The 11,538-nt window shown below is 32.6% G+C and carries 10 protein-coding genes; all 10 read left to right on the forward strand.

The window, feature by feature from the left end; genetic code table 11:
- The first annotated feature begins 100 nt into the window (after window positions 1-100).
- Window positions 101-3,331: a hypothetical protein gene (locus NOU10_RS03355; protein ID WP_255905982.1), complete on the forward strand. Its 3,231-nt coding sequence runs from the start codon at window positions 101-103 to the stop codon at window positions 3,329-3,331.
- Between the two features lie 380 nt (window positions 3,332-3,711).
- Window positions 3,712-4,407, forward strand: a complete 696-nt coding sequence (locus tag NOU10_RS03360) for an amino acid ABC transporter permease (RefSeq protein ID WP_255905983.1) — start codon at window positions 3,712-3,714, stop codon at window positions 4,405-4,407.
- Window positions 4,408-4,429: 22 nt separating this feature from the next.
- Window positions 4,430-5,176, forward strand: a complete 747-nt coding sequence (locus tag NOU10_RS03365; RefSeq protein WP_081509972.1) for an amino acid ABC transporter ATP-binding protein — start codon at window positions 4,430-4,432, stop codon at window positions 5,174-5,176.
- A 14-nt stretch (window positions 5,177-5,190) separates the two neighbouring features.
- A complete protein-coding gene (locus NOU10_RS03370; protein WP_003705534.1) occupies window positions 5,191-6,009 on the forward strand; it encodes a transporter substrate-binding domain-containing protein in 819 nt (272 codons plus the stop codon).
- A 128-nt stretch (window positions 6,010-6,137) separates the two neighbouring features.
- Window positions 6,138-6,545: a helix-turn-helix domain-containing protein gene (locus tag NOU10_RS03375; protein WP_255905984.1), complete on the forward strand. Its 408-nt coding sequence runs from the start codon at window positions 6,138-6,140 to the stop codon at window positions 6,543-6,545.
- A 102-nt stretch (window positions 6,546-6,647) separates the two neighbouring features.
- Window positions 6,648-7,373, forward strand: a complete 726-nt coding sequence (locus NOU10_RS03380) for a TerC family protein (RefSeq protein ID WP_014568795.1) — start codon at window positions 6,648-6,650, stop codon at window positions 7,371-7,373.
- A gap of 263 nt (window positions 7,374-7,636) precedes the next feature.
- Window positions 7,637-9,427, forward strand: a complete 1,791-nt coding sequence (locus NOU10_RS03385) for a PTS mannitol transporter subunit IICBA (RefSeq protein ID WP_255905985.1) — start codon at window positions 7,637-7,639, stop codon at window positions 9,425-9,427.
- Between the two features lie 14 nt (window positions 9,428-9,441).
- Window positions 9,442-9,885 carry a PTS sugar transporter subunit IIA gene (locus NOU10_RS03390; RefSeq protein WP_003701041.1) on the forward strand — a complete coding sequence of 148 codons (444 nt, stop codon included), beginning with the start codon at window positions 9,442-9,444 and terminating at the stop codon, window positions 9,883-9,885.
- A complete protein-coding gene (locus NOU10_RS03395) occupies window positions 9,885-11,033 on the forward strand; it encodes a mannitol-1-phosphate 5-dehydrogenase (protein ID WP_047035987.1) in 1,149 nt (382 codons plus the stop codon). Before NOU10_RS03390 ends, NOU10_RS03395 begins: the two co-directional genes overlap by 1 nt.
- 136 nt (window positions 11,034-11,169) lie before the next feature.
- On the forward strand, window positions 11,170-11,538 hold the full coding sequence (locus NOU10_RS03400; RefSeq protein ID WP_003701043.1) for a GntR family transcriptional regulator: 369 nt from the start codon (window positions 11,170-11,172) through the stop codon (window positions 11,536-11,538).

The raw sequence follows: 11,538 nt of genomic DNA on the forward strand, positions 1-11,538 counted from the left end.
AGCTCTTTTTTTTATATGCAGTATTGATAACGTTTGATATAATTACTACATAATAATAATTTATATAAATGTATTTGAGTTATAAGGGGAGATTATTTAGATGAAAAAGTCAAAGCAACACTTAGTATCAGCTTTAACAATTTCTGCGACTATTGCAACAGTAGGACTTACAAAGCATGAACAAATATCTGCAGATAGTACAGTTTCAGTACCAACTGAAAGTACTACACAGACTCAATCTATTGAAAATGTTCAAAGTAAAGTAGATAATGCTAAACAAAATGTAAAAGATGCACAACAGAATGTAAAAATTGCAGAGAATAATTTAAATGCATCTAATCAAGCAACTAATTTAGCGCAAGTAAATATGAATGTTGCTAAAGAGAATGTAGTTACAAAACAACAAAATGTGGAAAGAACTCAAAAAGAGATTAATGCTACTAATGATAGTATTCAAGAAGTTAATCAGGATATAGATGCTAAAAATGCTGATATTAATTTAGATGAAGCTTTATTAGAGCGTATTAATGATGAAAAAAAGGATCAATTATCAATAAAAGACGATACAACTAAGTACTATCAAGATGCTAAAGAACAATATGAAAATAATTTAAAGCATTACAATGATGTTGTATCAGCTAAAGAGACATTACAGCCAAAATTAAAAGAATTGAATGTTAAAATTAGCGAAAACCAAAAAGCGTTACAAGAAGTATCAGACAAAATAAAAAATGCATTTGGAGACTATAACGAATACGGTGAACCATCAATATTCAGACCTGATTTCTCAACAAATAATCCTACAGACGAGATAGGTATAATGAACGAGGAATATGCAAATGCAAAAAAATTAATTGATACTGTTAGTGAAAGCTATAAAAAAGTAGACGATTATTTTAATGAAAGTATGGGGCTATATAATGATTTAACAAGTCTAAATGACAAGCTAGATGAAGTACAAACTACAGTAAACAAATTATATGACTATGAATATGATTTAACCAATACAAAAGCTAATATCGATAATGAAAAAGATATACTTAAGAAGTTGGAAACAGAGCGAAAGAATATAGTTGAAAATAAAATAATATTACCTGAGAACTATGAGCAAGTAAGATGGAATGAATATGAAAGAACTCTAGTTAACAATAAAATAGATGAGTTGAATCATTTTAAAGATTCTTATATAGATGAACAAAGAATAATTTATGATGGATTATCTGAAGATGAGTATAGAGATCTTACGATATATACTATAGATCTACTTAATCAAGCTAGAAAGCAAGTTGGAAAAGAAAAATTAGACGTTACAGAAGAAGCAGTTGAACTAACAAAATTGTATGCAGAAAATTACAGAAATAAGAATGATGAAGTTATAGCTTTAGGTGATACTTTAAAAAATGAAAATATTATATATTATCCCTCTAGAATTTATAATGGATCGTACATTGGATCAGGTACATTGAATGATTTAAAAAAGGCTATTTACAATTCAGTTTTGGATATTGTAAAAAGCTCTGCGGATTCTTTAGAATTTATTCTTGATATTTATCCTATTGATAATGTAAGAGCTTCAGAAAGTATTATTTTTCCAGCAATAGGAGATAAAGTTAATTTTGTAAGTATCCCTAAAGAATTAGTAACAACGCATTTATTAGGAACAGATGATTATTCAAATAGTAGTTATAAATTTATAGTTGTAAGAGAAAAAGCAACATTACAAAAATTAGTTGATAATTATAATGATTTAGAAACTAAGATAAATAATACAAAGAACTTAAAAGAAAAATATCAAGATAAATTTAATACGACTGAAACGTCATTAGTTAAAATTGAGAAACAATTAGACGACTTAAAACTTAAGATATATGGAATGAACTATAGTAATTCTAGTGGAGGAATGATTTCGAGTGGAAACTATTTTGTAGATGAAAACAATGGGTTACAAGCAAGATTAAAGATGGCAATGGGTGATTGCTATGGTTTGTTATTAGCTATGAATAAAAATTTATCAGAAACTTCAGAACTAATTAATAAGGTTAATAGTACTACTCCACAAATGGATAGTTCCTATAAGGAAAAGTTAGATATTGCTAATAATGGATTAGCAACAATAAATGCGAAACTAAAAAAGACTGAAGATCTAATAAGTCGTCTACAAAAGAAAATAGATAGTAGCAGAAAATTAGTAACAATTCTAGAAAATAAAAAATCAAACTATAGTAATCAAATTACTTCTCTTAATAAGAAGTTGAATGATAATAAAAAAGAATTGGAAGCTGCAAAAATTGTTTTTAACGAATATTTTGCAGAATTTAATAAGGAAAAAACTAAACAAAAAGAAGCACAAAAAAGCTATAATACTGCTCAAAAAGAACTGAAAGAAGCACAAAGTAATCTTGGCAAAGCAGAGCTACAATTAGCTTATGTAAAAAGAATAAATGAAGGACATCAAAAGTTTGAAAATGGCCATTGGAGATTGTACAGAAATGGTAATTTACAGCATGGATTCCAAAAAATAGAAACACAAAATAAAGTTGTCTATTATGATCATTTAGGTAACATGTTATATGGTCAACAAAATATCAATGGCAAGTGGTACAATTTTGATAAAGTGACCGGGGCAATGACTATAGGAGAAAAATATATTCCTACACAAGATAAAGTAGTTTGGTATTCTGATGATGGAACGATGTTATATGGTTGGCAAAATATAGATGGTAAAGTACATTATTTTGATAAAATAACAGGTAAAATGACAACGGGACAAAAGAATATAGATGGTCACTGGTACTTATTTGATAGCAAAGGAGTTATGCAACAAGGTTTCCAAAATATTGGTTATCAAAATAAAACTGTTTACTACAATGAAGACGGTTGGATGCTATATGGCTGGCAAAATATAGATGGAAAAGTATATTACTTTGATAAAGTAACCGGCAAAATGACAGTAGGACAAAAGAATATAGGCGGACATTGGTATTTATTTGATAGTAAGGGAGCTATGCAACGAGGTTTCCAATACATTGCTAATCAAAGTAAGACAGTTTACTACAACAAAGATGGTTGGATGCTATATGGCTGGCAAAATATAGACGGAAAAGTATACTATTTTGATAAAGTAACTGGTAAGATGACAACAGGGCAAAAGAATATAGATGGACATTGGTATTTATTTAATAGCAAAGGAGTCATGCAACGAGGCTTCCAGTATATTAGTTATCAAAATAAGACGGTTTACTATAATAAAGATGGTTGGATGTTATATGGACATCAGTTGATAAATGGGAAGAAGTATTACTTTAATACTATAACTGGCGCGAAAGAATAAGCTATAGTTTGTACAAGACACCTTATAATCGTTAGAAAAAAATTAACTATTGTAAGGTGTTTTTAATTTCTCGTGTGAAATTTATTGACAAAAAAGAAGTAAAATTGTATTCTTATAGTATCTTGAAATGAAGGAGTGTTAGAAAATGGCTAAAGTTTCATACCAAGCAATGTTGATGGCTCAACCATGTTGCATGATGTGTAACATGCTTTTTGGTATGTATAATTCTGGTCAAAGACTAACATCTTCACGCTAATGATGGAATATTTAATCGTATGTAAGTAATTAGATATTTAAATCGGTGAATGCTATTAGTCGGAGACAAGACTAATAGCATTTTTATTTTGAGAACATTACATAAGAAGAGAAGGTGAAAGTATATGTGGCATACAGTTATTAGTTCTTTACCTGAGTTAATATCAGCTGGAATAAAGTACACAATTCCGTTAGCGATTATTTCATTTATTCTAGGATTGATTTTAGCTTTGGTTACAGCTTTAATTAGAATTTCGCAAACTAAAGGACCTTTCTTGGTTATCAAAGCAATTTTTAGATTTTATGTTTGGCTATTTAGAAGTACACCATTATTGGTCCAATTATTTATTGTATACTTTGGATTACCGTATCTAAAAATCAAGGGACTAGCACCAGAAGGAATAAAGTTAGATCCATTTACATCAGGAATTATAGTTTTTTCACTTAATACCGGGGCATATGCTTCCGAAACAAATCGTGCGGCAATTACTTCAATCCCTAAAGGACAATGGGAAGCTGCTGCCTCAATTGGAATGACTCATAAACAAGCATTGATGAGAATAATCATCCCTCAAGCAGCTAGAGTTTCATTGCCACCGTTAGCTAATAGTTTCATTGGTTTAGTGAAAGATACATCTTTAGCAGCTTCCATTACGATTGTGGAAATGTTTGAAGTTAGTCAACAAATTGCAGCTGAAAATTACGAGCCGTTAGTAATGTACTGCACAGTAGCAGTCTTATATGCAATTCTATGTACGGTATTATCCTTCTTACAAGGATGGCTTGAGAAAGTAACGTCACGTTATGTGGCAACTCAATAAGTAAAGTAAGTGAGGTGATTGAATGTTACGTTTAGAAAATGTGAATAAAACTTTTGGTGGTAATTTAGCTTTAAAAGATATTACGACAACATTTGAAAATAATCAGACTACAGTTTTAGTAGGTCCATCTGGTTCAGGAAAGTCAACGATGTTACGCTCATTGAATTTACTTGAGATGCCTGAAAGTGGGAAATATTATTTTGATGATTTAGAGTTGGACTTTAAGAAAGGAATCTCTAAAAAAGAGATTTTAGAAGTTCGTCGTGAAACAGAAATGGTTTTTCAAAATTACAACCTTTTTCCACATTTGACAGTTTTGAAGAACATTATTGAAGGACCAGTTCATGTGTTAAAAGAAGATAAGGAATCAGCAACTAAAAGAGCTTATGAATTACTTGAAAAAGTTGGTTTAGCAGATAAAGCAGATGCCTATCCGCAACAACTATCAGGTGGACAAGCTCAACGTGTGGCGATTGCTAGATCATTAGCGATGAATCCTAGATATATCCTACTAGATGAACCAACTAGTGCGTTGGATCCGGAGTTAGAATTAGAAGTTTTAAAAGTATTGTTACAGTTAGCTAAAGAAAAACAATCGTTGATAATAGTTACACATAATTTGGCTTTCGCACAGAAAGTTGCGGATAAGATCTTATTTGTTGAAGATGGACAAATATTGTTCCAAGGTCCTAAAGATGACTTTTTTAATTCAGATAATCAAAGAATAAAGAACTTTTTATCCGCGATGACGTTAAGTAATTTAGATTAATGGAGGAAATAATAATGAAATATGGAAAATTAATTAAATCAGTTGCAGCATTTGTTGGGGTAGCTAGTTTGGGATTAGCATTTAACATTGCTCGTCCAGCACAAGCTAGTGCAGATAAAATTTCAGCTGCTACAAGTAGTGAATTGAAGCAAAAGGGAACTTTAACAATTGGGTTAGAAGGAACTTTTGCTCCATACTCATACCGTAAAGATGGAAAATTAACAGGTTTTGAAGTTGAACTTGGTAAGGATATTGCTAAACAAATGGGCTTAAAAGCAAAGTTCGTACCAACTAAATGGGATGGATTAATTGAAGGTGTAAATACTGGTAAGTATGATATTGTTTTGAATAACATTACAGTTACTAAGGAAAGACAAGCTAAATTTGGTTTCTCTACTCCATACATCTACTCTCACTTTGCTTTGATTTCTAAAAAAGGTAGTGGCTTGAACACATTGAAAGATATTAAAGGTGTAAAAATTGCTAGTGGTACAGGAACTGACAACTCTGTAGTAGCTAAGAAATTTGGTGCTAAAGTTGTTCCTTCTAGTGAATTTTCAACTTCCTTAGACATGGTTCGTCAAGGTCGTGTAAAGGGAACAATTAACTCAATGTCTGCATGGTATGCTTACAAGAAAGATGGTAAGAATGTCAAGGGACTTCAAGCTAAAGATGTTTCCAAAGATGAAAAACCAGCTAAGATCAGTGCTTTGATGGCTAAGAAGAATACAGACTTGAAGAAAGATGTAAACAAAGCTTTGAAGCAATTACGTAATGACGGTACATTAACAAAACTTTCTAAGAAGTATGTTGGTGGCGACATTACTAAGTAAAGTCAAGCTAAATTAAGTAACGGGGTTTTAGTAAGACCTCGTTTTTTTGTGCCGAAAAATAAATCAGCTTACAAATTTTTGTAATTATGAATTATAATATACTTATAAAGTGAAAGGGGCTGAGAATTATGTTTCCAGAAAAATTACGTGCCTTAAGGACTGGTAGAGGTCTTTCCTTAGCTGGTTTAGCCAAAGAAATGAATGAAATGGAAAAAGGCAAGCAAGAAAAAAAGAATACAGGGCCTCAGATTGGAAGTTGGGAACGAGGCGTAAATACACCTTCATATCTTGAAATTATAAAGTTGTGTCGTTTCTTTGGAGTAACACCTAACTTTTTAATCGGAGATATGAGAGGAAAAATAGATTTAAATGAACTCTTTGCCTCTAATGCACGAATGAAATTTGAAGGACGTACTTTAACTTCTGCTGATAGAACTGAGATTTATGGTTTAATTAAAGCTCATATTCGTGGAAAATATGCAGAAGTAAGTGACTTAAATGATGATACAGATGACCTTGCTTTACCATTAGATTAATGTAAATTTCTTGTAAAGGTAATGCTTAAAGTCACTTTAAGATAGAAAATTTTGATAAAATATACTTGGATAAAGATAATTGAAGGGAGATCAAATTACTAATTGGATATATTACAACAATTATATGGTCCATTTTTTGATGCTAATAACTGGCGAACAGTAGTCACTTCTGGTGAAGATTGGATGATCATCCTATCACTAGTATTGATTGAATGTTTATTGTCTGTTGATAATGCGATTGTTTTGGCTGCACAGACACAGGTATTACCAGATAAAAAACAACAAGAAAAATCTCTTTTTTATGGACTTTGGGGAGCTTATATATTCCGCTTCATCTTGATTGGTTTGGGAGCCTATCTAATTCATTTCTGGGAGATAAAAGTGGCAGGGGCAGCATATTTAATGTATCTTGCTGTTAGTCATTTCTATCGTAAGAAGAATCCTAAACCAAAGAAGGACGGTAAGAAAGCTAAAAAACGTATACTACCACTGTTTTGGTCTGTAGTTGTATCTATTGAAATGATGGATATTGTATTCTCGGTTGACTCAGTTTTAGCTTCATTGGCGATTTCACCTAACCCTGTGATTGTTTTAATCGGTGGGTTAATAGGTATTCTAGCAATGCGAGGAATTGCTGAAATTATCATGAGGTTAATGGAAATTGTACCAGAATTAGAAACGACAGCATATGGTTTGATTGCATTAATTGCAATTAAGCTATTCCTAACAATTCCTATGATTGATATTGAAATCCCTAATCTATTATTTGGGGTAATTGTACTAGGTTCGATTGTCGCAACTTTTATTGTTCATAGAATTAAAAATTAATATGTAAAAATGCAATGAGTTGAAGAATTCATTGCATTTTTTTATTGGTCAAGGATTATTGTGGTCAAAAAATGAGAATGTGTCACAAATAAGTAGTAGAGAGAAAGTCGATTAAACCAAGCTTTTACACGTATTGTGAAGAAAATAATTAATTTTGACACTGACAACTGTGCCAAAGTCACATTTAGAATGAATTGTATCCGCATTCAGTAAGCGTTACCATAAACTTGTAAGATAAATCAGGAAGAAAAGAGGAGAAAAAAATGCAAGAAGCAAAAAAGAAAACTTCACTTAAAGCGAAGATTCAAAAGTTAGGTACATCGCTATCTAGTATGGTTATGCCAAACATAGCTGCAATTATTGCTTGGGGTTTAATCACAGCTATTTTTATGGAACAAGGTTGGTTCCCTAATGCACATATCGCTAAATTGATTTCCCCAATGTTAACTTATTTATTGCCATTATTAATTGGTTATGTTGGTGGACGTATGGTATATGAAGAACGCGGTGCTGTTGTTGGTGCTATTGCTACTATGGGGGTAGTTGTTGGTGCTAAGGTTCCAATGTTCTTGGGGGCTATGATCATGGGACCTCTTGGTGGTTGGTGCATTAAGAAATTTGACCAATTATTCCAAGATAAGATCAGATCAGGTTTTGAAATGATTTATAACAACTTCTCTAGTGGTATTTTGGGAATGTTGTTAGCTATTTTAGGAACTTATGTAGTTAACCCATTAGTTGTTGCAGGTAGCAACTTCATGAGTAAAGGTGTTGACTTCATCATCTCTATTCACATGTTGCCATTAGCTAATATCTTTATTGAACCAGCTAAGGTATTGTTCTTAAACAATGCTATTGGTAATGGTATCTTGGTTCCATTAGGTATTCAACAAGCATCAACTGCTGGTAAATCAGTATTGTTCTTACTTGAATCTAACCCAGGTCCAGGTCTTGGTATTTTGTTAGCATTCATGTTCTTTGGAAAAGGATCAGCAAAAGGTTCTGCACCAGGTGCTGCAATTATTCACTTCTTTGGTGGTATTCATGAAATTTACTTCCCATACATTTTGATGAAACCAGCATTGATTTTAGCTGCAATTGCAGGTGGTGTATCTGGTACATTTACTTTCCAACTTTTAGGAGCTGGTTTAAAAGCTGCTGCATCTCCTGGTTCAATTATCGCTATTCTTCTAATGACTCCTAAGGGATCATATATAGCTGTATTATCAGGTGTGTTCGTAGCTGCAGTAGTATCATTCTTGGTTGCTTCTATTATCTTGAAACACGATAAGTCAACTGGCGACGATTTAGCAGAAAAACAAGCTGAAATGGAAGCCATGAAAGCTGAATCTAAAGGTAAAGAAATGCCATCAAGTCAAGCTGCACAAGATTCTGTTGATAGTTACGCAGATGTTAAGAAGATTATCTTTGCGTGTGATGCCGGAATGGGTTCATCTGCAATGGGTGCTTCCTTATTACGTGACAAGGTTAAGAAGGCTGGTATCAAAGACATTTCTGTTACAAATACCGCTGTAAACCGTCTAAAAGATGAACAAGGATTATTAGTTGTTACACAAGAAGAATTAGCTGAACGTGCATTACAAAGAACACCAAGCGCAATGCATGTATCTGTAGATAACTTCTTGAGCAGTCCAAAATACGATGAAATTGTTGCAAACTTAAAGGCTCTATCTCAAATTCAAGATAAACCACAAGCCACAGAAAATACAGTAAAAACTGCAGAAGCAGGCGACTTAGGTAATGTAGACTTTACTAAGGTTGAAGAAGTAAACTTCATTCGTCATGACCAACACATTGGTACAGTAACAATGGCTACAAGCTTGTTCAGTGATAGCATGAAGAAAGCTAACAAGCAAACACCAATTAAAGCTGTAAGAATCAACGAACTTGAAGATTCTGATAAGCACTTAGTAATCGTAACAGCAGCTGCTAAGAAGAATTTGGCAGTTCGTTACACAGACATTCAAACTGTAGTTGTAGATGATTTATTAACAGACAAGAAGTTACAAGATGTTGTAGCTAAATTGAAATAAGAGGTGAGAGAGTAATGGAATTACAAGCAAATATGATTTCTTTAAATCAAGATGTTGCCACAAGAGATCAAGCAATTCGTATGGCAGGACAATTATTGGTAGATGCAGGTTGTGTTGAAAAAGAATATATCGATTCAATGATTGCACGTAATAATGATGTCTCAACATATATGGGTAATTTTATCGCTATCCCTCATGGTACGGACGAAGGTAAACAATATATTAAAAAGACAGGAATTTCGGTAGTGCAAATTCCAATGGGCGTAGATTTCAGTGGAGAAAATGATAGTGAACAATTGGTAACTGTTGTCTTTGGAATTGCAGGTTTAGGTAATGAACACTTAAATCTATTATCACAAATCGCTTTATATTGCAGTGATGTTTCAAATGTCGCTAAATTAGCAGATGCACAAACACCACAAGAAATAATTAATTTATTGAAGGAAGTTGGAAAATAATGAGAGCAGTACATTTTGGAGCAGGTAATATTGGTCGTGGATTTATTGGTGAAACTTTAGCCGCAAATGGTTTTGGAATTGATTTTGTAGATGTAAATGACACTATCATTAGTGCTTTGAATCAACGTGGAGAATATGATATCGAATTGGCTGCACCTGGTCAAAAGAAGATTCATGTAGAAAATGTTGATGGAATCAATAATGGTGAACATCCAGAAAAGGTTGTTGAAGCTATTAAGACTACTGATTTAGTAACAACAGCAATTGGTCCTAAGATTTTGAAGTTCATCGCACCATTGATTGCTGATGGTATCAAGGCTCGTAAAGATGCTGATAACAAGCAAACATTAGATGTAATTGCATGTGAAAACATGATTGGTGGTTCACAACATCTTAAAGAAGAAGTTTACAGCCACTTAGATGACGATGTAAAAGCTTTTGCTGATGAATATATTGGTTTCCCTAATGCAGCGGTAGACCGTATCGTTCCTCTACAAAAGCATGATGATCCATTGTTGGTATCAGTAGAAGAGTTCAAGGAATGGGTTGTTGATGAAAGTCAAATGAAGAATCCTAGCTTAAAGCTAGAAACAGTCCACTATGCTCCTGATCTTGAACCATATATTGAACGTAAATTATTCTCAGTTAATACAGGTCATGCCACAGTAGCATACACTGGTAAAGCTTTAGGATATGAAACAATTGGTGAAGCTATTAAGGATGAAAAAGTTCTTACACAATTAAAGAATACTTTGAAAGAAATTCGCTCACTATTATTAGCTAAGTGGGATTTCCAAGAAAAAGAATTAGAAGAATATCATGATAAGATTATTGGTCGTTTTGAAAATCCATACATCTCTGATGATATTGCTCGTGTAGGTCGTACACCTATCCGTAAGTTAGGTTATGATGAACGTTTCATTCGTCCAATTCGCGAATTAAAGGCTCGTGGCTTAAGTTACACAACATTAATGGAAACTGTGGGTAAGATTTATCACTTTGATGAACCACAAGACGATGAAAGTCAAAAACTTCAAAAGATGCTAAAAGATGAAGATTTGAAGGACGTAATTGTTGAAACAACAGGTCTTAAAGATGATGCTGACTTAGTTGCCGAAATTGCTGCAAGTGTAAAAGCTGCTGATTAATTTAACATTTAAGGCAGTCGATTGATGATAAAAATCATTGATCGACTGCTTTTTTGTTGACAAAGAAATTATTTTTATATATAGTTAGTTACATAAGTAATTAACTGAATATGAAAAAGAATTGAGGTGGAAATGAATGTTACACTTTAATTTCAATAGTACCGAACCAATATACTTGCAAGTAGCTAATCAGTTAGAGGAAGCAATTTTTACAAAAGCTTTTTTAGATGGTACACAAGTTCCTTCTACGACTGAAATTTCAAAAGAATTCCATATTAATCCGGCAACGGTATTAAAAGGAATGAATATTTTGGTTAATGATGGACTATTGGAAAAACGAAGAGGTTTAGGAATGTTTGTAACAGAGGGTGCTTATATGAAGTTACTAGAAAGAAGGAAAGAGTCTTTTTATCAAGATTATATTGTAAAAATGATACAAGAAGCTAAGAAATTAGGCATGAATGAAGATGATTTAATTGAATTAGTGAAGAGAGGTGTGGATTAG

This window comes from Ligilactobacillus sp. MP3 (genome assembly GCF_024436335.1).
GTDB classification, from domain to species: Bacteria; Bacillota; Bacilli; order Lactobacillales; family Lactobacillaceae; genus Ligilactobacillus; species Ligilactobacillus salivarius.